Raw genomic sequence first — 25832 nt, 5'->3', positions numbered from 1 at the left:
TTTTAGTAAAATTCGGCTGCAAAGATAGGAAGTTTTTGCATAAAAAGCCCGAAAGTGTGCAAAGAAAAGGGAAGAACGGCAAAAAATATACCGATCACCCACTGCAAAACTACTGCAACGCTTGTGCAGTACCACTGCAATACAGTTGCAGTATCACTGCAAACATATTTGCAGTAACGCTGCACTCCATCTGCAGTACTACTGCAAAACGCATGCAGCAGGAATGCAGTAATAACGCACTGATTATCAGCCCAGGGCTTCCTATTCTGCAAATACCTGATGAAACCCGAGACAGCATTTGAACATGAGCGCAAAAAGCCCTATATTTGCAGCAAACTAAAAAATAGAGAAGGCAATGAAGAAGTTGATTATATTTGACCTGGACGGAACTTTACTGAATACAATAGCCGATTTGGCACAAAGTACAAACCATGCCCTGCAAGCGCTTGGCTATCCCACTCACCCGGAATCGGCCTATAACTTCATGGTTGGCAACGGAATCAACAAACTGTTCGAGCGCGCCCTCCCGGAAGGGGAAAAGAGCGAAGAAAACGTCCTGCGCGTCCGCAAGGAGTTTGTGCCTTATTATGACGTGCACAATGCTGATAAAAGCCGCCCTTACCCCGGCATCCCCGAACTACTGGAACAGTTGCAGGAGAAAGGGATGATATTGGCAGTGGCTTCCAACAAATATCAATCGGCTACCGTGAAACTGATTTCACATTATTTCCCCAACATACGTTTTACCGCCGTCTTCGGACAACGGGAAGGGGTCAACGTGAAGCCCGACCCAACAGTGGTGCATGACATTCTGGACATCACCCGGATATCCCGTGAAGACGTGCTATATGTGGGAGACTCCGGAGTGGATATGCAGACGGCCGCCAATGCCGGAGTCACCGCCTGCGGAGTCACCTGGGGATTCCGTCCCCGCACAGAACTGGAAGAGTTTCATCCGGCACATATCGTAGACAATGCTACGGACATTGCCGTTATCGCCGCTCTTTGAGAAGGCACTCCCTCCCCCCCAGCTATCCGAGAGTGCATATTTACATTATGATATTTTTTAGGCGCGGATTACGCGAAAAACACGGAGTTTTTCTTTGTCTCTCCGTGAAATCCACGTACTTCCACGCCTAAAAAATAATCAGAAAGAGAACAGCCTCAGAACAATTTTCGCATCGCTCCTTTATCTCCCACCACAAGATAGGTATTCCCGTCAATCAGTAAAGCGCGCCCACGTTTCTTCTTTCGGTTTTCCTCGTTATCCACATTCACTCCAATCACCCGTCCATCATAGAAAGTGGAAATATCCTTAAAGATAGTATGCCCCACAATGATATGTTCGACGTCATAACGTTTCAACATCAGTTGCAGGGAGTCTTGTGCCAATGGATGGTATTTTGCATCCGTCCGTACCAATCCACGATACCAGATAGGTCCGCTATTACCATATAGGAAAGCCGTGAGAGGCGATAAGGCCTTACGTTCCTTCTTGCTCATGAACAATGCACGGCTCATTTCCTCATTCACTGTGGGAATATTCAAGTCACGGTCATAAAACTCCTTTCCCAAACCTGCGTGCACATACAGATTAGGTCCGATGGTCTGCATCGTATTACGGGTACCAAGCCATTTGCCAAGTTCTGTGTCCGGACCGAACAATGCCGGATAATCCATACCCAGTTTTCGGGCCAATGTCTTGTACTTTTCTTTGGTATAACGCAAATCATTTGCCGTCACAAGTGGTTCATGGTTACCCAACAGAAACGAAACATGACCACCTGCATCTGCCGCCTCCTTCTCCAATTTATAGAACAGCCAAAATATCTGCGGCACATCTTTGCCACGGTCAAATATATCACCGATAACCACCAGATGGTTGGTTCCAAAACTCCAATGGTAGTCTTTATCAATGACATTGTTGCCTCGCAGCAAGCTCATCACGCAATTCAACTTGCCATGGGGGTCAGACATCACAAACACTTTATCCGGTTGTCTGTATTGCCATTCCGGACGTTTGACCGGATGCAGCTTCACATCAAACGGATAACGCCCTTTGTGGTCCGTGACATGAAGGGTGAAATCCTGAGGAAGCACCGTATAAGTCGTATCTTCTATCTGCCCTTGGGCTGTAACACTTATGACGCACACCTTGCCGTCCGGTTCATAAATCACATAAGGTCCGTCTGCCGACAATTCCTCCTTCTTCTCCTTATCCTTCTTCTTACCGTCTAAACCAAGAGTTCCGGCACTTAGGCCGGAACTGATGAAAGTTAGAATAAATACAGTAAAAAAAGACTTTACAATAGTAGTCTGATACTTCATATTCTCGCTTTTTTGGAATTAATCACCATAAGTCGGATTCTGCTGCATATTCGGATTGGAATTCATCTCCGCCTTAGGAATGGGCAATACTACACGATAATAGTTCCAATCAAAAGATACGCTCTCATCCACCATCTTCAGATGTGAAGTCTCGGCTATTTCCGGGAATTCCTTGGTCGACTCCTTGCGCACGATAGTCTGATGATTACGAAGGGCGTCGAAGAAACGGTGTCCTTCACCGAACAACTCTTTACGGCGTTCCAACAGAACATCATCCAACGTCACCGTCTTACCCTGCACGGTCTTTTCCGGATTGGCACGGCTGACAATAGCATCCAGATACTTTACAGCCTTGTCATTGTTATTGAGCTTTACAGCCGCTTCGGCAGCAATCAGATAAAGTTCGGACAGACGAAGTACTGGAATATTGGAATCTTCCACAGCCTTGCCGCTCTGCGGCTGATACTTGGCTATGTAAGCTCTCTTTGTCTTAGGAACAACCGTATATGCCTGATTCCTGACATCATCCGGATCTTCCTGCATCAGTTCATAGAAAGAACTGGTCAGGCAATAATCATCATAACCCGCCTGCCAACAAAGGTAAGCCACACTTTCTTTGCCAACGCCGTCCACTGTCAGATTCACCAACTCAAACAAGACTTCTCCCGGATCGGAAGAGGCAAAATCAGTTCCCCATATCGTGCCATACTCATCATTGGTCCACAAACGGTACTTATTCTTTTCCGCTCCCGCAATGGCAGCTTCAGCCGTAATCAAGGCATTCTGATTATCTTCCATATACAAATAGGCTCTACTCAGCAACAGCATTGCCGCCCACTTATTAATCTTACCCTTGTTGAATTCTTCATCCAGCAGGTCAGCACCTTCCTTCAAATCCTTGATGATTGCCTCATAACACTGGGCAACGGTATTGCGCGACGGCTTGTTTTCCGTATTGGATACTTCGGTCACAATAGGCACTCCCAAAGAAGCTCCTCCATCCTTGGCATACGGATAGCCGAAGAAACGGGTCAGGTCGAACAAGGCAAATCCACGGAGAGCCAAGGTCTGGCCTTTCAGGTCGTTGAAGTATTCCGTATCATCCTCACTGACATCCAATCCGTCTATTTGAGACAAAATGATATTACAATTCTGGATAATCTTATAGGCATAAGACCAGTGGGAAGACGGACCGGAATCCTTTGTATAGTCCAGCATATAGTAGCTGGTGGTACGCTTTCCGGTCTTTATGGACTGCGCATCGTCACCCGTCACGTCTCCGTAATAAATCATACGGCCCGAGTAATAGTTGGTACTGCGCATCACGTCGTAGATACCGTTCAAGCTATATTCCACATCATCCAGATTCTGTATGGCGGTTTCAGTCGGAATCTTTGTACTGGATTCAACATCAAGCCAGTCATTGCCACAGGAGGCGGTCAGGCTGACCAACATCCCCATCATCATATATTTTAATGCTTTCATTGTGTTTCTTTATTATGAGGTTAGAAATTCAAATTAAGACCGAAAGTTACTGTTTTCAAAGGAGGTGTTCCCCAGCCGGCTGTACCTGCACTGACTGATTCCGGATCATAGAAATCGTAAGCGGCCCAAGTCCACAAGTTGTTGGCAGATGCGTAAAGGCGCAGGCTGTTTACGCCGATTTTCCGGGTCCATGTTTTAGGAACGGTCACACCGAAAGTCAACGTTTTCAGACGGATAAAGTCCGTGCTGTGCAAGCGGCGGGTAGTGGTAACGCCATTCATGGCTACCGCCGGCTTCTCTATAAACACTTCATATTTACTGATATCTCCCGGTTGCTTCCAATTGTCACGATAATAGGCCGGAATATTAAGAGTAAAGTCCTTGCCGCCATGTTCTGTTTTCTGTGCCCAGTTATCATATCCATAAGCACCGAACTGATAAGAGAACATGAAGCTCAAATCGAACCACTTGTAACGCAAAGTATTAGAGAGACCACCGGTCACATTGGGCTCGGCATGTTTCTTCAGAGGAATGGCTTTGGCATCCTTGTTATTCTCTGTGATTTCCTTGATATAGTTTCCATTCTCGTCCACGTCGTTGGTATAGAACTGAGGTGCACCGGTCTCGGGGTTGATTCCGGCAAATTCTATCATGTAGAATGTACGGTAGGACTTGCCAATCATGTGAATCTGCGAGCCGCTGATAATCTGGGTCTGTTCGCCGTCCAGTTTCACAATCTTATTCTTGTTGTGCGAAAGGGTGAAAGAGGTAGACCAGTCAAAGTCTTTGGACACAATGTTCTTGGAATTGATTTCCAATTCCACACCCTGGTTCTTCACCTCACCGATATTCATCAGATAGGAACTGAAACCGGTAGTCATAGATACGGGACAGTCCATCAAAAGGTTCTTAGTAGTACGGGTATAGTACTCCAAAGTGAAGTTCAAACGGTTGAAGAAGCCGAAGTCCAGACCGATATTCAAGTTGTAATTCGTTTCCCATTCCAAATCCCTATTTTCAATCTGCGACTGAATCAATGCAGGATTCTCCATATAGCCGCCACTAAGGCTCGTCAAGCCCATATAGCCGTATAAGTCGGAGGGCAACGTACCATTCACACCGTAGGATGCACGGAGTTTCAAATCGGTCAGCCATTTGGACGTGGGTTTCATGAAATCCTCTTCGATAATACGCCATGCTCCTGAAACAGACCAGAAACTTCCCCAGCGATTATCTCTGTGCAAACGTGAACTGCCATCCATACGATAGCTCCCACCCAGATAATACTTGTTCTTGTAGTCATAGTTGAGACGGGTGATGTAAGAAACCATTCTTGACCTCTTGGAAGAACCATCTATGCTCTCTAAAGTCTGCCCGTTGGCAATGTCATTCTTTATCGGAGTCAGGAAGTTAGTAGCATATCCCGACAAGAAATCATTGTACTTGGAATCGATTTCATATCCGACAAGGGCATCCAAATTGTGGTCCTTTTGGATAGTAGTCTTGTAAGTCAACTGGTTTGACCACACCAACTTGTTATATTCACTATATGCCTTTTCGGCTCCACCATTATTCTTCTCACCGTCGGAGGTACGGGAGTCTTTCCATTCTTTACCCTTACTGATGTTATAGTCATAGCTCAAAATAGACTTTAACTTCAAGTCCTTGATAAATTCATATTCGGCATTAATCGTATTGAACATACGGGTAACATACTCACGCTGGTAATTGTACTCCTGGGCAAGAACGGGATTTCTTCTTGACAACGAAATCAAGTCCTGGTTATAGCTTCCATCTTCATTGTAAACCGGATCTGAAGGCGTCAATTTGCTTACGCTGGAGTAGAAAGGAGCAGTATAACCGGTTCCTTCACTATATACATCCTGATTCAGATTGGTAAACATGATGTTGGCACCGAATTTCAATTTATCCGTAGCCTGAAAATCAACATTCAAACGTCCGGTAATTCTTTCCAGCCCCGATGTTTTTACAATACCTTCTTGGTTGAGATAGGACAATGAAGAATAGTATTTGAATTTGTCAGTTCCTCCGGATATGGAAGCCTCATAACTGGAATGGCTTCCTTTCTTGAACAGATAATCTCCCCAATCCGTATAGCCGCACCAGGGAACCGGAGCATATTTGTCGATATTCTTATCAGCATAAGCTATGGCATCCGCATCCGATTTGCCGCTGCGCTGTTGTCCAAGCACCATACCATTGTATATGTATTCGCGACGTTCTGCTCCGCTCAAAGTAGGACGATAATCCATAGCAAAGTCACTGAATCCCCAATCGGCTTTCAAACTGATAGAAGCCTTACCGGTTTTACCTTTCTTCGTCGTAATCAGAACCACACCATTCGCAGCGCGCGAACCGTAGAGTGATGCAGCAGCGGCATCCTTGATAATCGTAATATTCTCAATATCCGAAGTGTTGACGGTTGACATGGCATCCAGACCACCATCCGAACTGATGGAGTTTATCGAACCGGAAGTAACGGGCACTCCATCAATAACATACAGCGGAGAGTTGGAGGCATTGAAAGAGCCCATACCACGAATACTCAAAGAAGCTGAAGAACCCGGCTGGCCGGAAGCAGAAGTAAACTGTACACCCGTAGCATTTCCCTGCAACAAATCCTGGAAAGAAACGGAAGGCACATCGGCAATCTTTTCATTCTTCACACTGGCAGCCGAACCCGCATAAGCAGATTTCTTGAATGTACCGTAACCAGTTACAACCACCTCTTCCATCATATTTGCATCCGGCACCAATACAATCTTCAATATCTTACCCGAAGTAGCTTTCACTTCCTGACGAACATAGCCGACATAAGAGACAAGCAAGGTAGCCGATGCATGCTCCACCTTGATAGAGAAACCTCCATTCAAATCGGTAATCTGACCGTTTGTAGTACCTTTGACCAAAACATTGGCTCCAATGACGGGCTCACCGGTCTCATCCACCACTGTTCCGGAAATAACATTAGCTTGTTCTACTGCCTTCACAGCATTCACTTCATTGGCTGGACGGATAGCAATGGCCCCGTCTTTTACGACATAAGCCAATCCGCTATTCTTAAGACATTCATCCAGCACTGCTGCGATTTTTCCATTCGTGACCCTCAAATTACGTACCTTGACATTCTTTACGTCATTTGTACTATAAATGAAAGTAAAATCCGTCTGGCGTTGAATTTCCCATAACACGTCACTTAAAGTGGCGTCCTGCACATTTACAGTAACTGTTGTCTGGGCAAACGCCGTATTGGCAGCCTGCACAAAGCCAATCATAATAAAACTGAAAAACAGGAATGTAATCCACATACGTTTACTACCTTCCCAAAACCTGGTGTAGCTCTGTTCCTTAGTCATAATTAAATTATTAAATGGTTATTTATAGAATATAATAGTTTTACCGTTGATTTTGACATGTATGTTTTCCGTCGCTTCCAGTAGCTCAAGGAAAGGAGCTATTTCCTCATAACGGTTCACATAGCAACCGAAACGCAGGTTCTTTAACGCTTCGTCTGAATAGTCCACTTCAATATTATACCACCTTGAAAGGATTCTCATAATATCTTCCAGCCGTTGATCTTTAAAATTGATTTTTCCCTTCACCCATGATGTATAGAAGGCAGTATCTACTGTACGCACTTGTATATTCCCGCTCCCGGGAATTAATGATGCCTGCTGTGAAGGTTTTAAGACAAGACTCTGTCCCTCCCCGGTGTCCACCTTAACAGAACCACTGACAAGAGTCGCCTGATATTCTTCACCCGGATAGGCCGAAATATTGAAAGTTGTTCCCAACACCTCAATCTGCATACCTTGAGTCGATACAATGAAGGGATGACCGGTCTTATTTACTTCAAAATAAGCTTCTCCCGCCAATTCCACTTCCCGCTTCCCTGCTTCGAAAGCAAGCGGAAAACGTAGACTGCTCATTGAATTCAGATGTACTTTTGTACCATCATTCAGAACAAGTGTATACTCACCGCCTCGAGGCACTTCAACTTTATTATATGCCAAAGCTGACAGCACAACCTGCCCGTCTGCAGCGCTGTAGTTCAAGGTCGTCGAATCTATCTGTATTTGTTTACCAGCCAACTGCAACTGCCGCCCATCGGCATTCTCATCCAGATAAACCGTTTCCCCATTATCCAATGTAAGAATAGCTTTGGCTCCACCCGGCAGTATTTGCTGGGCAGCCAATAATTGATTGCCATCCATGACATGGGGTACAGAAATATCCTGAAATGCAAAAACCAATATCAGCACCGGTGCAATAAAAAGAGCAACGTACCGTAACAGTTTCAAATGTCTCCTTCTGAGCTCCATCCTCTTGATACGTGTTTCGACACCTTTCCATCCAGCCTGCGAATCAAACTCCATTTTACGAATTTCGTGCTGTGCATAATGTTCATCACTACAAATCTTTTGGAAAAGCTGCTCATGGCTTTTGCTCTCTTTGCGCCATTTATCCAAAAAACGGCTCTCTTCCGGTGTTACTTCACCGGATAGGTGCCTGGAAATAAGATGAGCTATATGAAAGTACTCTTTTATCATAATTTGGCATGTTTTAGTCTATCTTTAATGATAATACAAGCCAAAATGAAAACATGGTGAATCGATAAAGACTTTTTTTTGAAAAAATAGAAAAAAATGTGCTTTTAGATAAATAACAGAAGGCAATAATAATAATCGGTAAGGAATGCACGAAGCTTTTTATAAGCCACTTTTTTAAGAGTATGTACCGTTTCGGGAGAGACATTGAGACGCTCTGCTATTTCTGCATTCTTTTTACCTTCCAGAGCCAACTGCATGATGGCTCTCATTTGGGTAGGAAGTTTCTCTATAGCTTCTGACAGAATCCGGAAAGTCTCTTCTTCCACAATCGCATCACGAAAAAAAGCATCTGCTTTTTTGGCTATAATCTTTTGCTCGTATTCATGAGCTACCTTCGAATGCTCAAGTTCGTTCAAGGCATGGTTACGTACGGCCGTATAAAGAAAAGCTTTCACCTGATGAAGATAAAAGAAATCGTCTCTTATCTGCCACAACTTGGCAAATACGTCTTGTACTATATCTGCTGACATATCCGCATCCTCCATGTATTGGAACGCGAAAGAACAAAGCGCCGCATAATATTCCTTAAAAATATTATGAAACTCTTGCTCATCCAGCTTAATGCTTACAACAGAGTGGGATTTATCCTTTTTTATCAGATTTAGCGCCATATTTATGCTTTTCGGGCGCTAATATAGTTAAATTTTCAGAATATAACCAATATAACTATCAATCCTCTAAATCTTTTCCCCATAAATCAATATCGGATGGAGCTTTCCATAAGCTCCATCCGACCAATAGTCCTATTGCCAATAAAAAAATCAAATATATCATTATAGTCCGGTTTGTTTCAATGTCTTATAATAACACAGTAAACTGGATTAAAGTTCACTCCACCCAAAATTGTTGTTTTTCCTATGTATACTTTTCAATGCAGAGAGTGTATTATTTGGTTTTCGTGTACGAAAACGAGCAATTTTGTGCACGATAACGACCAATTTCGTTCAAAATTGTCCCATTTACTAAATAATTATGCTTTTCGAGTTTGATTAATTGAGAAAAGGTCTTATTTTTGACCCGGTTTTTAATTCATACTATTGCAAAAACAAACTCAATTACCTAATTAAATCACAAGAGAATGGAACAAGTTTTCGGCTATATCATCGGCTTAGGAGCAGCAGTGATGATGCCTATAATCTTTACAATTTTGGGAGTATGCATCGGCATCAAATTCAGTAAGGCGCTAAAGAGTGGTCTGCTGGTAGGTGTCGGTTTCGTAGGTCTGTCAGTTGTCACTGCGCTGTTGACCAGCAGCCTCGGTCCTGCTCTGAGCCAAGTCGTTGAAATTTACGGTCTTCAGTTGAAAGTATTCGATATGGGATGGCCTGCAGCTGCGGCTGTAGCCTATAACACATCGGTGGGTGCATTCATCATTCCGGTATGTTTGGGAGTAAATCTTCTGATGTTATTAACGAAAACGACCCGTACGGTCAATATCGACCTTTGGAACTACTGGCATTTCGCATTTATCGGCGCAGTCGTTTATTTTGCCAGCGACAATATCTGGTGGGGTTTCTTCGCCGCTATTATCTGCTACATCATTACCCTGATTATGGCCGACTATACCGCCGACAAATTCCAGGGATTCTACGACAAGATGGAGGGTATCTCCATTCCCCAGCCTTTCTGCGCAGGTTTCGTTCCATTTGCCGTAGTCATCAATAAAGCATTGGACAAAATCCCCGGTTTTGACAAATTGAACATTGATGCGGAAGGCATGAAGAAGAAATTCGGTTTGCTGGGTGAGCCTCTGTTCCTGGGTATTCTGGTCGGTTGCGGTATCGGTGCTTTGTCTTGCAAGAACGGTCAGGAACTGGTAGACAAGATACCTTATATATTAGGTTTGGGTATCAAGATGGGCGCCGTAATGGAGCTGATTCCGCGTATCACCGCTTTGTTCATCGAAGGCTTGAAGCCTATTTCTGATGCTACCCGCGAGCTGATTGCCAAGAAGTTCAAAGGTGCTGTCGGCCTGAACATCGGTATGAGCCCCGCATTGGTTATCGGCCATCCTGCAACGCTGGTGGTTTCCCTGCTGCTGATTCCCGTAACCATACTGCTGGCTGTCATCCTGCCGGGTAACCAGTTCCTGCCTCTGGCATCGCTGGCCGGAATGTTCTACCTCTTCCCACTGGTACTGCCCATCACGAAAGGAAATGTAGTAAAGACGTTCATCATCGGACTCGTTGTACTGACCATCGGTCTTTATTTCGTAACAGACCTCGCCCCCTATTTCACACAAGCAGCCCACGATGTATACGAGAAGACACAAGATGCTGCCGTGAATATCCCCGCCGGCTTTGAAGGCGGCGCACTGGATTTTGCATCCAGCCCCTTTGCTTGGGTCATTTTCCACCTGACCTACTCGTTGAAATGGATAGGCTCCGGTATCCTTGTATTATGCACATTGTTCCTGATGATTATGAACCGTCGTGCTATCATCAAATACCAGAAATCAATCAAAAATTAAAAGTTAAAAATTAAATAGTAACGGATTATGAAAAAGTTAGTACTTGCATTTATGATGGGAGCAGCTGCCATGGCAGCCAATGCCCAAGTGAATTACAAAGTGCAGACCGCCTGCCATCCGCAGGACGTGAAGCATTATGACACGGAACTTCTGCGCAGCAGATTCATGATGGACAAAGTGATGGCTCCGGATGAAATCAACGTAACCTACACCCTCTACGACCGATTGATTTACGGTGGCGCCATGCCGGTGAACAAGACATTGAAGTTGGAAGTGTTCCGTGAACTGGGTCCGGAAATCACTTACTTCCTCGAACGCCGCGAACTGGGTGTCATCAATACCGGCGGTGACGGAGTGGTTACTGTAGACGGTAAGGAATACCCCATGAAGTATAAGGAAGCCCTTTACGTAGGCTGCGGAAATAAGGAAGTAACCTTCAAGAGCAACGACGCTACCAATCCCGCCAAGTTCTACATCAACTCGGCCCCGGCCTACAAACCCTATGTTACTCAGCTGATTACCACCGATGCCAAGCTTCAGAAAGCCAACCCCAAGAAATATGCACTGGGCATCTCCGACCATTATGGAAAAATGGAAGACAGCAACGACCGTATCGTAAACCAGCTGATTGTGAAAGATGTACTGGAAAGAGTGAAAGACGGCGGTACCAACCAGTTGCAGATGGGACTCACGGAACTGGCTCCCGGCTCTGTATGGAATACCATGCCTGCCCACACGCACACTCGCCGCATGGAAGCTTACTACTACTTCAACCTGAAACCCGGCAACGCTATCTGTCACCTGATGGGCGAACCGCAGGAAGAACGTTTGATATGGCTGCACAACGAACAAGCCATCACTTCTCCCGAATGGTCCATCCACGCTGCTGCCGGAACCAGCAACTATACTTTCATCTGGGGTATGGGCGGTGAAAACCTGAAATACAGCGACAAAGACGAAATCAAATACATCGATATGAAATAAAGTTGCCCTGCAACGTCCGATAGGCATGGACTTAAATAATCCATGCCTATTTTTGTCATTTTCTACATCCTTTTTACTCAATATTACACCTCGAACAACACACAAACCCCTACATTTGCATCAAAATATAAATCTATTATCATGAGTACATTTCAAAACACCGCAGGGCGGATGACCAATTACCGTTGGATTATCTGCGCCATGCTATTCTTCGCGACAACCGTCAATTACCTCGACCGCCAGGTTCTTTCATTGACCTGGAAAGATTTCATCTCCCCCGAATTCCACTGGACCGATACACACTACGGCTACATCACAGCTATCTTTTCCATCGTCTATGCCTTAGGCAATCTGTTTGCCGGACGTTTCATCGACTGGATGGGAACGAAAAAAGGGTATTTATGGGCCATTGCCGTATGGTCTATCGGTGCTTGTATGCACGCCCTCTGCGGACTTGCCACAGAAATGACCCTCGGCATTGAAAATGCCGCCAACATGATTAGCGCTACCGGTGCATTGGCCTCTACCATAGCCATCACCAGCGTTTACTACTTCATTGCCGCCCGTATCATACTGGGCATCGGTGAAGCAGGAAACTTTCCTGCCGCCATCAAGGTGACTGCCGAATATTTTCCAAAGAAAGACCGTGCCTTCTCCACTTCCATATTCAATGCCGGCTCTACCATCGGAGCACTGATAGCCCCATTGTGTATCCCTACCCTGGCCCGCTACTTCCAACGCATGGGCGTGGGCAACGGCTGGGAAATGGCTTTTATCGTTATCGGCGGATTGGGTTTCATCTGGATGGGACTGTGGATATTCATGTACAAGAAACCTGATGAAAATCCACACGTAAACGCAGCTGAGCTGGCATATATAGAACAAGACAAAGACAATGAGAAGGATAAAAAGGCGACTACTCCGACAACCAAGGATGAAAAGAGCATTTCTTTCCTGCAATGTTTCAAATATCCGCAAACCTGGGCTGTATTTTTCGGCAAATTCATGACTGACGGTGTATGGTGGTTCTTCCTCTTCTGGGCACCCGCATACATTTCGGACGTTTACGGATTCTCCTCAGATACTCCCACGGCACAGATGCTTATCTTTGTGCTCTATGCCATCACGATGTTGTCCGTCTATGGCGGGAAATTGCCCACCATCATTATCAACAAAACCGGTAAGAACCCCTACGCCGCACGCATGCAGGCCATGTTCATCTTTGCACTGTTCCCGCTATTGGCATTGTTTGCACAGCCATTGGGCAACAAGGAAGTATTTGGCGAACAAGCCTATTGGTTCCCGATTATCATCATAGGTATTGCAGGCGCTGCCCATCAGTCCTGGTCGGCCAACATCTATTCTGTGGTAGGTGATATGTTTCCCAAGAGCACCATTGCCACCATTGTGGGAATCGGAGGTATGGCGGGCGGTATCAGCTCATTCCTTATCAACATGAGTTCCGGTTTGCTGTTCGACTATGCCGACAAGACACAAATGGTATTTCTTGGATTCCAGGGCAAGCCTGCCGGATATTTCATCATCTTCTGTGTATGTGCAGTGTCCTACCTGATAGGCTGGTGCATCATGAAGGCACTGGTTCCGAAGTACAAACCGATTATAGTGGACTAATCAGAAGTCTCTATATAGATATTCAGAATCATGCGGAGTTTGCAAACTGCATTACATGCCTTGCAAACTCCGCACAAAAAAAGCCTTTTCTCACGAAATGGCTTTTCTTCGTTCAATTACAGTCAAAAACAAAAAACTGTAAATGGAACACAATTTAAGATGAAAAAAAGGGAAGTCTCACGACTTCCACAATTCTTCTAACCTTAAATCTAAATCTCTATGAAAAAAACGTGATGCAAAGATAATGGTTTATCTCACACAGCGTTATTAATAAACTCTATAAAGAAGCAGAAAATATTTAAGATTTACTAAATAAGACGGTTACGAATGGCAAACTACAGACAAGAGCTCGGCATAAATAGGATTAAGTTTCAATAGTTGCGGCACTCCTGTCATAAACATCTGCTTGCGGGCACGAGTAAGGGCTACATTCAATTTCCGGTCAATCCGAGTACCGTTTTCCTCCGTCATATTTGCCAGAAACTTCAACTGATAAGCCCGGTTCACACAGAAAGAGTAGATAATGACATCCCGTTCGCTACCTTGGAAGCGTTCCACGGTGTCTACCAATATATCCTCCAAAGGAGCAATACCCAAAGCGGCAATCTCTTTCTTAATCAAGGCTATCTGACTGCGATAAGGAGTGATGACACCTAAAGTGACAGCCGGGTTAAAACCGGAAACAGCTGCATACTGCCGATAGATAGCCGCTGCCAACCGTGCCACAATCCGCGCCTCCGAATGGTTCATCTTGGCCGACTGTGCCGGCGGTTCGACTGCGGCAGGCAGAAAAGCGACACGACGAGTCAGCAAGCCGGCAAACTCACAATCACACAGCTCAGGAGCAAGAGTCAGCTCTCCCTGCTGGTGCGGCAGACCAACCGGTTCCAACAGACCACCGTAAAAAGCCCGGTTAGGAAACAAAGCTACCTCGATATTCATACGACCCTGACGGCAGAGCATGTCGTAGGAGGGATGAGGGATAAAAGATGAAGAATGAGAGGTTGATGCCTGGCGATTGGCACTTTCCTTGGAGAGATTCCTATAAAGGCGTTCGAAAAGGGAATCTTTCAAATTATACAATCCGATGGCCTGCAAAGCTTCGTCACACACTTCCGACTGCTCGGACGACTGCAAGACCACTGCGGGTAGCTGCTTATGGTCACCTATCAAAATAAATTTGCCGATGGCATCCGCGCCTGCGGGATTGCGGGTACAGAGTAACCCCAGCAGTTGTGGTTCCAAAATTTGGGTAGCCTCATCCACAATCGCTACATCAAAAGTCTTCAACCGGAAAAGTTCGGTCTTGGATGAGAGCGTGGCAACCGTACCGACAAAAACACGGCAACGGGCAATGCGCTCCTGCACCTGCCGCCGAGTGGCACAAGGTTCCAACACATTCTCAATCAGATACGGGCGGAATGAGTCATCGCAAGACAACTCACTGCCTAAACGGATAAAGTCTATTTCAGGCTCAATGGAAGCCAGCGCCTTACTGATTTCATCTACAGCACGATTGGTATACGAAAGCAGTAGAATCTGTTTCCCCTCCCGGTAAAAGGCTTCTACCATGCCCCGCAGCGCGCGAGAGGTCTTGCCAGTACCCGGCGGACCGATTAAAAGGAAATAGTCGCGAGCAGCCTGCGCTTTCAGAATAATCCGCGAAAAATCATCCGGAGCGGTCGTAATAGCGGCATCCAAAGAAGTATCGAATTCGGGAGAGCGCTGCCCCAACAACAAGTCACGCCGTCTTTGGGTGGCAGAAAGGAAAGCGGAAAGTCCCAGATACATGCTACGAAAGGAGGTGTCCATATAGTCGTGCTCTATGGCATAGAGGCTAGCAACAGGCAATACACCCGCATTCTGCTGGGTGGCACGAAGACGGATACAAACCTCGTCATCGGATATGCACTCTATATTACCTTTAAACACCATCTTGTTGGTAACGTTGTCGGTATCCGTATTCCGTTCGTAAAGAACCACCGCATCACCCTGGCGGAAATTGGGCAGAACCCGCTCCTGCCGGGAAGCAACCATTTGCTTCGTTCTGAGGGACAAATACGGTTTATGCGCATCTGCCGCATGATTCTCGCAAATAGCCAAATCGTACAGAATTTCACCTGCCTCACATTTCTCAGCCAGTGTGGAAAGCCAGAGGGCGGCAGCGCCGGTACGTCCTTCATAATCCACATCTCCAGATTTGGAGGTATAGAGTTCCTTGGTTATAAAATTATAGAGCGTATAAAAATAGCTTTGTTCCAACGACGAAAGCGAACGGATGCGTTGCGCTACGGCATCGATGGAAGGGTAAAGGAAACGTTTCCACAAGGTATTGTCCAAACCGCGCTCGTTCAAGGTGTCCGGATGAATGTCTTTCAGGCGCTCTGCCGTATACTGCGGGCTGTTCCGTAACTGGATGCCATATTCATTGGCTACAATCCGGTTACGCACATCCATCACACGGCGCACCATTGCCCACGAAGGACGTGCCGGATAAAGCAACGGATAACGGGTATAGAGCAGGTAGGCCTTTACACGTCGATGGTCCATTCCCATAGAATACTCCAACACAGCCTGATAGAGCAACATCTGTACCTTATTGTTTTCTTTAGGCTCCACCTTACCACGGATGGAATACTCGTCCGCCTTACCGGACTTCATTTCAATGAACGAGGTCATATCCCGCTGCATGTAGTCCAGACGCCCTTGCAAACCCAATGCTTCACAGATGTAAGAGGGTTCCAGCACGGCATCAGTCCTATCGAGTTCATAGCCGGATGCACGGAATGTTTCTGTCACCGTCCGGCGGATATTGTCGAAATGGCGCTTGCAATCGGAAAAGAATTCGGCTTCCTTCTCCCGGTCGCGCAGGTCGGCACATGCTGCCAGCTCAATGGGATAAGAACGGAAGGCCTTCTTCATGCATGCCAAATAATCGGGTGCCTCCTTGGCATGAATCCACTCGTCCAGAAAGAGGTTGGCAATATTACCCAACAGTAACGGACGGGTATTGTCCGGCGACTGGAGCCGTGCCAGGATATAGTTGGCAGGATGATGTCCGTAATCCTTAAAGCATTCGGCAAGCGAACTGATGTCTATCAAGTAATCGGGCTCAAGTACAATAAAGGAAGGAGTAAGTATGCCGGCTTCGTCCACCGTAACATCCAGCAGATTGACCTGGGCATGCCGCCACAGAATCCGGCAGGTTTCTGCAAACTCTTCATTAATCTGAGGTACATTGTAACGGACACGTAACGGCTCATCGGCCACAGTGTCTACTGGCAGTACATATAAGTAAGTATCATCGGCATACTGAAAACAGACGCGCATGCGCTTTATCTGCTCTTTGGCGGGCGGCGCCACTATATAGGTGGCATCCGCACGGGGCAGCAGGCGATAAAGCCCGGCAGGTATCTCCTCCCCTGTCAAGCGCTTGACAAAGAATGCCAGTGTCTTGGCATCACGCAACAACTGTTCACGTTGCGGTTCCGTCTGGCGGTTCAGAATAGCATTGGAGGTCAGCCGGAAGGTATGCAGACGGTTCTGTTCCACGGTGGAAAGTCCGGCCTTCGAAGCCACGAAACTGATACGTGCAGAAAGGTCCGTCATCTGCAAGCTTCCGTCGGGCATCTGTGTACGGCACAAACGCTCCAGCAATTCGCGCAATTGCCGATAGGCCACATCCAGGGAGCTTTCCTCAACGTGGCAGGCTTCCTGCAATATACTAAAATATTCTTTTACTTCACAATCCGTCATTCCTCTGTCTCCACTTCTTCCGCTTCATCATCAGTTTTTTTATCCTTTATCATCAGGATACTCAACTCATAGAGCAGATAAAGCGGCACCGCCACTACTGTCAAGGTAAACGGGTCACCGGTCGGAGTAATGATGGCCGAGGCAATAACAATGATGACAACAGCATGACGGCGGTATTTCCGCAAAAAGGTCTTGTGCACCAGTCCCAGCAGGGAAAGCAGCCATGTCACCAGCGGCAGTTCGAATGCCAGCCCCATGCAAAGCACCAGCATCATGAAATTGTCAATGTACGAGTTCAGGGAAATTTGATTCTCGATGGCTGCACTCAATTGATAAGTAGAAAGGAAACGCAAAGTCAGTGGATAGACCATAAAATACCCCAGCGACACACCGATGAAAAACATCACCGTACCTATACCCAGCGCTTTCCTCACCCCTTTACGCTCGTTTGGATAAAGGGCAGGGCTTACAAAGCGCCAGATTTCATAGAATATATAAGGAGCAGCCGTAACCACCGACATCCAGAAAGCGGTAGACATGTGGACAAAGAACGGTGCGGCAAGATTGATATTGATGAGTTTCACATGAAACTCTTGAGTAAAGAATTCATCCTTCAAATCCAATTTCTGCCCTATCCAACGGAGCAGGTCATAGAAAACAAAGTCGTTATGGCAAGGAGCCAGTATCACGTTGTCAAACAGATAAGGCATGGCAATAAAATAACCGATAGCCAATACAAACCACACACCAAGCACACGAAACAGTACCCGGCGCAACTCGTCCAAGTGATCCCAAAAGGTTAGCTCTTTTTCTGCCATAAACACCAATGCATTTACTATTTTACGATTTACTATTTGGGCTACGCAGTGGAATGAAAGATAACAAGTCTACCCATACTTCTGCAATTTGCAGAGTATCAAATAGTAAATCGTAAATAGTCAAATAGTAAATCCTTTTATTTCTTTTCAGCTGGTTTATCCAAATCTTCCTGAGCCTTGTTTATCTCTTCTTTGGCTTCATTCACACCATCCTTGAAGCTCTTCACTCCTTTGCCCAAACCACGCATCAATTCGGGAATTTTCTTACCGCCAAACAATAGTAAGATGACCAATGCAATAATTATCCATTCGGAGCCGCTGGGCAGAAAGCCTAATAAAAGTAAGTTTGTCATAGTTATATCTGATTAATTATAATGCAAAGATAGAAAAATTAAGGATTAGGGATTAAGGATTAAGGATTAATTTTATTGTAATCTCCATCCCCTAATCCCTGCCCCCTATCTTCAGTCTTGATAATAAACACGTTTTACCCGCGTAGAAACGCTTGTCAACACCTCATAAGGAATAGTTGCAAGCGCATCGGAAAGAACGGTTATAGGCAGATGATTACCAAAAATTTCCACACTGTCACCCTCCTTGCAATCGATGTCCGTTACATCAATCATACAGACATCCATGCAGATATTCCCTACATAGACAGCCCGTTGGCCGTTTACAAGACAATAGGCATGTCCGTTTCCAAGATGGCGATTCAGACCGTCGGCATAACCAATGGGAAGAGCCGCTATACGTGACGGACGGGTGAGATGCCCTTTCCGGCTATACCCAACCGTATCCTCTTCAGGAACATCACGTATTTGGAGGATGGTAGTCTTTAACGTGCTCACATTATTCATAATGGAATTGTCTATGGGATTGACACCATAAAGACCGATACCCAGACGCACCATATCGAATTGCGCCCCCGGGAAACGCTCGATACCTGCAGAATTGCAGATATGGCGAAGTATCTTATGCGGAAAAGCTCCCTGCAATTCCATGGACGCTTTTTCGAACATTTCTATCTGCCGGCGTGTAAAACTGTCGAATTGCTGCGAATCGCTCCCTACCAAATGTGAGAAGACGGAACGGGCAATCACGGCATTCTGTCCCTTCAGCCGTTCTATCAGCCGGGGCATATCCTCCAGAGCAAACCCCAGGCGGTGCATACCGGTATCCAGCTTTATGTGGATGGGGAAGTTTGTGATACCTTCCTTTTCCGCTTCTTTAATCAAAGCGTCCAGCAGATGGAAGCTATATACTTCGGGCTCCAGCTTGTAATCGAACATGGTCTTGAAAGCAGTCATCTCAGGATTCATGATAATGATGTTCGCTGTGATACCCGCTTTGCGGAGTTCGGAGCCTTCGTCGGCAACTGCCACAGCAAGATAATCGACATGATGTTCCTGCAAAGTCTTGGCTATCTCATAAGAACCTGCACCGTAAGCGGAGGCTTTCACCATGCAGACCATCTTTGTTTCCGGCTTCAACTTGCCACGATAATAGTTCAGATTGGCAATCATCGCTCCAAGATTAACCTCCAGGATAGTTTCGTGCACCTTCTTCTCCAATACTTCCGTCAAGGAGTCAAAACCGAACTTACGTGCACCCTTAATCAGAATAATTTCGTTTTCAAGGCGCAGTTCCCCACGCTGGATAGTGCGTATCAAAGCTGCCGTATCCGGATAAAAGGTCTTCTCTATATTAAAGCGTGCAGCGCAGGAAGAGATTTCATTTCCTACACCTATGATGCGTTCAATGCCGCGGCTGTTTACCAGCTGTGCCACTTGTCGGTAAAGTGTCGGCGTATTCTGACCGGTCTCCAATATATCCGAAAGAATCAAGGTCCGCCTCAATCCCTTACTTTGCGAACGGCGGTAAAGAAAATCGAGTGCAATATCCAATGAGCCAAGGTCAGAATTATAACTGTCGTTAATCAACAGACAGTTGTTTTTTCCCTCCTTGACTTCCAAACGCATGGCGATGGGTTCCAGCTTTGCCATACGTTCCGTAATCCGTTCGGCAGGAAGCATCAGATAGAGGCATGCGGCCAGACAGTTCAGCGAGTTCTCGATGGAAGCATCATCTATGAACGGCAAGGTAAACGTATTGTCCATATCCAGATAACGATAGGAAATGACAGTACAGTCATCCTGTTTCTCCACTTTACTTATATATAAAGGACGTTCCATATCCTTCCGGCTCCACGCAATCTCACGTGCAGAAAGCATGGACTTCGCCACACAGTTGCTGACGAACTCATCGTCACCATTATAAATCACTACATCACAATTCTTGAAAAGCATCAACTTCTCCATACACTTCTCCTGTAACGAGAAGAAATTTTCCTGGTGAGCCCCTCCTATATTGGTCAGGATGCCTATGGTAGGCTTAATGATGTTCTGCAAAGCGCGCATTTCCCCCGGTTCGGAAATACCGGCTTCAAAAATAGCAAGTTCAGACTGTTCGTTCATCTGCCACACAGACAAAGGTACTCCAATCTGGGAGTTATAACTACGGGGAGAACGGATAATGGCACGTTCCGGACTGAGCAACTGGTGCAGCCATTCCTTCACAACTGTCTTTCCGTTGCTTCCCGTAATACCGATGACTGGTATCTGGAACCGGTTCCTATGCTGTTCTGCCAGTTTTTGCAGGGCTTTCAGCGGATTGGAAACAATAAGGTAGTTGACAGTGGAAGATTGAAAATGGATAGCGGGTTGCTGCGCATCATTATCAATTTTCAATTCTCCATGCTCAATTAATCTAAAGCTTTCTTCGCTAAGCACAAAATTACGTACTCCACGGGCATATAAATCTGCGATATAGCGCGCACCGTCATTCCTCTTGGTGGTCAAGGCAAAGAATAATGTTTCCTCAGGAAAATTCAGGGAACGGCTGTCTGTGAGCAGCCAGTCTATGGTAGCCGGCACGTTTCCCACACGCCGTGCGCCAATACTTTCGGTTATGCTTTCAATCGAATACGACATATTTCTCTCTCTTTTTGGAAATCTAAGTACGGGTATTTTCCGTTAAGTTGGTCTATTTTTAACACAATTTGTCCTAAAAAACGCTTATACTCTTCTGAAGCAGGATAAAATGGCTTATGCGACAACATCTTACGGATATTTTCACTTTCTTCCATAATCCGTAACGCATCGGCAGAGATGCACGACCGAATAAACCTTTCCCAGATATAGCGAATGGCTATTTCAGAAGGATGCACCATGTCTCCTGCATAGAAGCGATAGTCACGAAGCTCGTCGAGCAACAGCTCGTATGCCGGAAAATAGAAAACATGTTTTGGGAAAGTGGCTTGCAACTGATTCACGGCAAGCAGCAAGGTAGCTTTACTGAGCTGGTTGGCATGCATTCCGTCACGCACGTGGCGGATGGGGCTGACGGTAAACAATATTTTCAGCCGGGGAATCCGCGCCAGCAAACCGGAAAGCAAAGAGGTGTAGTCAGACACTATTTCACTGACGGAAAGCATGTGACGAGTAAAGCAAGACTCAGGTTGCTTATGGCAGTTGGCAACTATAGTTCCCGTCTTTTTATTTTCATATACCCAAGCAGAGCCGAAAGTCAGTAGCAGACAATCCAACCGATCCAATCTTTCATGGGCGCTTTTCAAACGTCCGTTAATACCTGCCAATGTTTCCTCTGCAGAGACTGAGGAGAAGCTACCATGATGCATGGCACTGTGCCAAAGTCCATGAAAGAGGAAAATGTCGTTTTCATTGTAGCATTTGCCCGCAATGATTTCACGCAATGCCACAGAAATGGAAAAAGGATTATAAAGCACACCATAAGGATTGACGTCACAACAGAACTTGGCATCCGCCAGCCTTTGTCCCATCTCGGATGCAAAACAAGAACCCATCAGCAACAGATTATTCTCTTGCGAAAGAAGGGGCATACCGGAAACTACTTCTACAGGCGTATAAAGATTCATAAGCTCGGAATAAAAAAACATTCACATTCGGGAAAAAGGATGTACCAACCTACTTGCTACGCCACAAAGATAGTAAATTTCAATATATAACGGTCGAAACATAAAAAAGGCAGGTAATATAACCTTCCATTATATCACCTACCTTAAATACTATATATTCCATTAATACCAATTAACCGTAGGATCAGCCACCCAATTTGCAAAATCTGGATATTTATTATTAATAGCCTGACGCTCAGAAGTCCAGTCATATCTTGTCTCTACACGTATCTTCTGCGGAGCTTTGCCTACCTCCGCTTTCAGTGTATATACTTCAGCATTTTGACCTTCCACTTTGATATTTACGGCACCAGTACCGTTAACTCTATACATCACCGGAGCCTTAGTTGCTCCAGCACCCGTATTTATCATTGTAGTACTAGAAACACTAAAGATCTCATGAACTTCACGACTATCACCGCCTACCTCAATATACAAAGGCAAAGTACCACCCGCAGCCTGCAGGGTAATGATAGTTGTTCCTCCATTGGTCGCTACATCAAACACGACATCGTTGAAATCAAAATCGTCACTGTCTCCAAGGTCTTCCGCTATGATTCTGTACGCATTTGTATATACGGCCGGAGAGATCTTTACAATCCAATCACTATAATACCCATCTGCAGCTACTTGTTGATTTGGGTTCTGGCCGGTAGCTTCAAAGTCAAATCCCACATAATAAGCACCCTCAATATATTGTATAGTATAATTATAGTGCATTTTACTATCCAGAGAAGCCCTATAGCCAAAAGAAGACGTCCCACTATTCTGCATTAGCATTATAGCTCCCTCAGCAGCATTAAAATTATTGATATGATCATCTGATGCCGCAACCAAAAAATCCATATCAGAGCGTGAGCCACTTACATGTTGAACAAAAAAGTCGGTCCAATCCACACCAATGGATTGTGGATTCTGATGTGTTTCAAACCATTTCGTAACCACTTCTTTTTCTATAGCCGTAACACTCCCCGGTACTTCCGCAAAATCTCTCCATTGATTGCTATTAGTGTTAGCAACACGCGTTGTCGGTGTTACCCCAAATCCCCAATCCTGATTAACTGCAATTTTTCCATACTTCCGCACGAAAGCCGATGCATACTGTGCCTCTTTCTTAGCCACCGCCTTTTCCGGGTCGAACAGATCGCTATCAGAACCGCAAGCGGAAAAAAACACTACGCTCACAATAGCCAAAATTCCAAAGTTAAACTTTTTCTTCATATCATTCATTGTTTATTCATTTAGCAATTCGTGGTTACGCCCCATTCCGGCACATATTACAACTAAGAATGCCATCATGTACAATTCATAATCGTATAACATATTGATAAATAGGACATATTCTACTTTGCAAATATAGATAATATTATATTAACAACAGTCCAAGCTCCTAAAAAAGTTGCAATAAATAGTTTGCAAAGTTGCATTTTTCAACAAGTGTTAAGTTTAAAGCATCTCTTATCATAGATGCACACATACGAGAGTACAAGTCAATCTTTGAAAGGATTAATATCTTTGCTTGCCAAAACTAAATCATTCCTATATGGAGAAAAAATCGTTCCACCATGGTGGAACGATTTTTCTACCAGTATGGAACAATATTTTCTCCATGGAGGAACGATTTACCATCAGGCATCTTTTTCCTTAATTATAGGCAGAACAAGAAATGCAATTTATACAGAGAAAGTAAAAACCGAAGTGAACAAAAGAGGCTTTTTTTCCTTCTAAAACTTCCCGTCATCCGTTTTCTTTTGCTATTTTTGCATTTTGTAATCTTCAGATTAGAAATGAGAACAGAACCAACAACATATAACTTGCTTAGCACCATTACATTTCCCGAGGATTTACGCCAACTCAGCGTAGAAGAGCTTCCTGAAGTCTGTAAAGAATTGAGGCAAGACATTATAAAGGAGGTTTCGTGTAACCCCGGACATTTCGCAGCCAGTCTGGGCACGGTAGAGCTGACCGTTGCCTTGCACTACGTATTCAATACTCCGTACGACCGCATAGTCTGGGATGTAGGCCATCAGGCATACGGGCACAAGATACTGACCGGACGCCGTGAAGCATTCTCCACCAACCGTAAATTCAAGGGAGTTCGTCCTTTTCCCTCACCAGAGGAAAGCGATTATGACACATTCACCTGCGGACATGCGTCAAATTCAATCTCCGCCGCCCTTGGCATGGCTGTTGCCGCTGCCGAAAAAGGCGAGAAGGACCGCCATGTAGTGGCCATCATCGGCGACGGAAGCATGAGCGGCGGCTTAGCTTTTGAAGGACTGAACAACGCTTCGTCCACCCCAAACAACCTTCTTATCATTCTCAACGACAATGATATGTCGATAGACAGAAGTGTAGGTGGCATGAAGCAGTATCTTTTCAACCTAACTACCAGCAACCGCTATAACCAGCTGCGCTTCAAAACTTCCAGACTGCTATTCAAAATGGGACTTTTGAACGAGGACCGCCGCAAAGCGCTGATTCGCTTTGCCAACAGTCTGAAATCAATGGCCGCCCAGCAGCAGAATATCTTTGAAGGGATGAACATCCGCTACTTCGGTCCTATCAATGGACACGATGTGAAAAACATAGCCCGTGTCCTGCGGGACATCAAAGATATGCAGGGACCGAAAATACTGCATCTGCACACTGTAAAAGGAAAAGGATTCGAACCTGCCGAGAAGAATCCCGATATCTGGCATGCACCGGGCAAGTTCGATCCGAAAACCGGAAAACGCCTCAAGGCAGATACCAGCAACCTGCCTCCGCTTTACCAGGACGTGTTTGGGGAAACACTGGTAGAACTGGCAAAGGAAAATCCGAGAATCGTCGGAGTAACCCCCGCCATGCCCACTGGCTGCTCTATGAACAAGCTGATGGACACCATGCCCGACCGTGCCTTCGATGTGGGTATTGCCGAAGGACATGCAGCCACTTTCTCGGGCGGTATGGCAAAAGAAGGAATGCAACCTTTCTGCAACATCTACTCCTCCTTCATGCAGCGGGCATACGATAATGTCATCCATGACATCGCCCTGCTCCGCCTCCCCGTCGTACTTTGTCTGGACCGCGCCGGACTGGTGGGAGAAGACGGACCGACCCACCACGGAGTTTTCGACCTGGCCTATTTCCGTCCGATTCCCAACCTGACCATATCTTCACCGATGGACGAACATGAATTGCGCCGCCTGATGTACACGGCACAATTGTCAGACAAAGGTCCGTTCGTCATCCGCTATCCCCGCGGACGCGGCGTATTACTGGACTGGAAATGTCCGCTGGAAGAAATCCCCGTAGGTAAAGGGCGTAAACTGAAGGAAGGTAAAGACCTGGCAGTCATCACCCTCGGTCCCATAGGCAACGTAGCCGCACGTGCCATAGAGCGCGCAGAGAAAGACAAAGGGATCTCCATAGCCCATTACGACCTGCGTTTTCTCAAACCGCTCGACGAAGCCTTGCTGCACGAGGTAGGACTCAACTTCCAGCATGTCGTCACCATAGAAGACGGTGTCAAAAAAGGAGGAATGGGCAGTGCCATACTGGAGTTCATGGCAGACAATGACTATATCCCCCATATCAGACGTATCGGTGTACCCGATGCCTTCATAGAGCACGGCACCATACAAGAGTTGCATCATCTTTGCGGAATGGACGAAGAAGGAATCTATAATCAATTGATAATTGATAGTTGAAAATTGACCGTTTAAGTATCTACCCCATATGTCAACTATTAA

Annotated in this window: 16 protein-coding genes; 5 read left to right on the top strand and 11 right to left on the bottom strand. The window is 45.7% G+C overall.

Translation table 11 applies throughout. The annotated features are described in order from the left end of the window. Positions 1 to 355: 355 nt before the first annotated feature. Positions 356 to 1009: an HAD family hydrolase gene (locus NQ510_RS07900; RefSeq protein ID WP_005823917.1), complete on the top strand. Its 654-nt coding sequence runs from the start codon at positions 356 to 358 to the stop codon at positions 1007 to 1009. A 155-nt stretch (positions 1010 to 1164) separates the two neighbouring features. Here the strand turns inward: NQ510_RS07900 and NQ510_RS07895 are convergent, their stop codons facing one another. From NQ510_RS07895 to NQ510_RS07875, 5 genes are all read right to left on the bottom strand, one after another. After that, positions 1165 to 2328, bottom strand: coding sequence for a metallophosphoesterase (locus tag NQ510_RS07895; RefSeq protein WP_005823921.1), 1164 nt, complete (start codon positions 2326 to 2328; stop codon positions 1165 to 1167). 18 nt (positions 2329 to 2346) lie between these two features. Further along, entirely contained in the window at positions 2347 to 3813 is a 1467-nt protein-coding gene (locus NQ510_RS07890) for a RagB/SusD family nutrient uptake outer membrane protein (protein ID WP_005823923.1), read from the bottom strand. Between the two features lie 20 nt (positions 3814 to 3833). Continuing rightward, complete coding sequence (locus tag NQ510_RS07885; protein WP_005823925.1) at positions 3834 to 7190, bottom strand: TonB-dependent receptor; 3357 nt, start codon at positions 7188 to 7190, stop codon at positions 3834 to 3836. A gap of 18 nt (positions 7191 to 7208) precedes the next feature. Beyond that, complete coding sequence (locus NQ510_RS07880; RefSeq protein ID WP_005823927.1) at positions 7209 to 8384, bottom strand: FecR family protein; 1176 nt, start codon at positions 8382 to 8384, stop codon at positions 7209 to 7211. A gap of 104 nt (positions 8385 to 8488) precedes the next feature. Continuing rightward, a complete protein-coding gene (locus tag NQ510_RS07875) occupies positions 8489 to 9055 on the bottom strand; it encodes an RNA polymerase sigma-70 factor (protein WP_005823929.1) in 567 nt (188 codons plus the stop codon). 467 nt (positions 9056 to 9522) lie between these two features. Between NQ510_RS07875 and NQ510_RS07870 the strand changes: the two genes are divergently transcribed. From NQ510_RS07870 to NQ510_RS07860, 3 genes are all read left to right on the top strand, one after another. Beyond that, positions 9523 to 10914 (top strand): PTS galactitol transporter subunit IIC, encoded by a 1392-nt coding sequence (locus NQ510_RS07870; RefSeq protein WP_005823931.1) that lies wholly within the window; start codon positions 9523 to 9525, stop codon positions 10912 to 10914. 27 nt (positions 10915 to 10941) lie between these two features. Beyond that, positions 10942 to 11898, top strand: coding sequence for a 5-dehydro-4-deoxy-D-glucuronate isomerase (gene kduI, locus NQ510_RS07865; protein ID WP_005823932.1), 957 nt, complete (start codon positions 10942 to 10944; stop codon positions 11896 to 11898). 141 nt (positions 11899 to 12039) lie between these two features. Then, the gene (locus tag NQ510_RS07860; protein ID WP_009037147.1) at positions 12040 to 13530 is read left to right on the top strand and encodes an MFS transporter; all 1491 of its coding nucleotides are present in this window, start codon (positions 12040 to 12042) and stop codon (positions 13528 to 13530) included. 321 nt (positions 13531 to 13851) lie between these two features. Here NQ510_RS07860 and NQ510_RS07855 read toward each other — a convergent pair whose 3' ends face one another. From NQ510_RS07855 to NQ510_RS07830, 6 genes are all read right to left on the bottom strand, one after another. Then, a complete protein-coding gene (locus NQ510_RS07855; protein ID WP_005823935.1) occupies positions 13852 to 17286 on the bottom strand; it encodes an AAA domain-containing protein in 3435 nt (1144 codons plus the stop codon). Further along, positions 17283 to 18104, bottom strand: a complete 822-nt coding sequence (tatC, locus tag NQ510_RS07850) for a twin-arginine translocase subunit TatC (RefSeq protein ID WP_005823936.1) — start codon at positions 18102 to 18104, stop codon at positions 17283 to 17285. The genes NQ510_RS07855 and tatC overlap by 4 nt, the downstream gene beginning before the upstream one ends. Positions 18105 to 18241: 137 nt before the next feature. Next, positions 18242 to 18457 carry a Sec-independent protein translocase subunit TatA/TatB gene (locus tag NQ510_RS07845; RefSeq protein ID WP_005823939.1) on the bottom strand — a complete coding sequence of 72 codons (216 nt, stop codon included), beginning with the start codon at positions 18455 to 18457 and terminating at the stop codon, positions 18242 to 18244. A 111-nt stretch (positions 18458 to 18568) separates the two neighbouring features. After that, positions 18569 to 21094, bottom strand: coding sequence for a bifunctional UDP-N-acetylmuramoyl-tripeptide:D-alanyl-D-alanine ligase/alanine racemase (locus tag NQ510_RS07840; protein WP_005823941.1), 2526 nt, complete (start codon positions 21092 to 21094; stop codon positions 18569 to 18571). After that, on the bottom strand, positions 21070 to 22059 hold the full coding sequence (locus NQ510_RS07835) for a GSCFA domain-containing protein (RefSeq protein WP_034525357.1): 990 nt from the start codon (positions 22057 to 22059) through the stop codon (positions 21070 to 21072). Before NQ510_RS07835 ends, NQ510_RS07840 begins: the two co-directional genes overlap by 25 nt. Before the next feature lie 162 nt (positions 22060 to 22221). Beyond that, positions 22222 to 23319, bottom strand: coding sequence for a hypothetical protein (locus NQ510_RS07830; RefSeq protein ID WP_034525358.1), 1098 nt, complete (start codon positions 23317 to 23319; stop codon positions 22222 to 22224). A 566-nt stretch (positions 23320 to 23885) separates the two neighbouring features. Between NQ510_RS07830 and dxs the strand changes: the two genes are divergently transcribed. Further along, positions 23886 to 25790: a 1-deoxy-D-xylulose-5-phosphate synthase gene (gene dxs / locus NQ510_RS07825; RefSeq protein WP_034525360.1), complete on the top strand. Its 1905-nt coding sequence runs from the start codon at positions 23886 to 23888 to the stop codon at positions 25788 to 25790. Positions 25791 to 25832: the final 42 nt, after the last annotated feature.

The sequence above is a fragment of the Bacteroides uniformis genome, assembly GCF_025147485.1.
Taxonomy (GTDB): Bacteria; Bacteroidota; Bacteroidia; order Bacteroidales; family Bacteroidaceae; genus Bacteroides; species Bacteroides uniformis.
The sequence above is the reverse complement of the archived record's forward strand: the minus strand, read 5'-3'. Positions and strand labels throughout refer to the sequence as shown.